This window comes from Microbulbifer epialgicus (assembly GCF_041447265.1).
GTDB classification, from domain to species: domain Bacteria; phylum Pseudomonadota; class Gammaproteobacteria; order Pseudomonadales; family Cellvibrionaceae; genus Microbulbifer; species Microbulbifer epialgicus.
On record NZ_JBGMEK010000274.1, the window covers coordinates 1 to 672 of the forward strand.

Sequence of the window (672 nt, forward strand, 5' to 3'; positions counted from 1 at the left end):
GGAGGGGGTATCTTGGCAGCCTGCCAAAGCAAGTTGAACAATGTGGTTCATGTACCGCTTACGAAGCTACTTCCTTTACACATTTATTGTATTTTTCAAATCCTATACCTGGAACTCTTCTACCAGAATCGCCAAAGCCATAGGCTTCAGCCAGAAAATCAAAATCTCCTGAATTTATCTCATTTTGAGCATCTATTTCAGCCGAAGCCGACACCTCCTTTAAGAGCTGATCAAGATTCCTTCCGCCTTGCTGAATGTTGACAAAACTGAATACCAAAATCAGAAATACCGTCACAGCTCCAAGTATCACTATAGGGCACCTCTAAAAATTCACTAATTTCCGGTAAAATAGTCTAAACGCTCACTAGTAAAGGTTATTGTCAAATGCAGCCGAGTTTTTTCGGTCTTGATGACCGCCATCGCAAGCTAAATGAACGTGATCCACTGGTTGCTCTTCGTAAGTTGATTGACTGGGAGGACTTCCGGAGTACTTTGAATAAAATCCCCACACTTCCAAGAAAGAGTAATGCTGGAAGAAGACCCTTTGATAAGGTACTGATGTTCAAGGCACTTGTATTACAGCATTTATATAACCTATCGGATGATGAGCTGGAATATCAGATACGCGATCGATTTTCATTTTGTCGATTTCTCAGCCTAAACCCGGAGGAC

General features: G+C 41.8%; 2 protein-coding genes. One reads left to right on the forward strand and one right to left on the reverse strand.

Annotation, left to right across the window (positions count from 1 at the left end; all coding sequences use genetic code 11):
• Positions 1 to 58 precede the first annotated feature (58 nt).
• Entirely contained in the window at positions 59 to 310 is a 252-nt protein-coding gene (locus tag ACCI49_RS24970; RefSeq protein WP_371841965.1) for a hypothetical protein, read from the reverse strand.
• Between the two features lie 74 nt (positions 311 to 384).
• On the opposite strand from ACCI49_RS24970, the gene ACCI49_RS24975 reads away from it, so the two are divergent.
• The coding region (locus ACCI49_RS24975; protein ID WP_371838736.1) for a transposase at positions 385 to 672 on the forward strand (288 nt) is incomplete at its 3' end.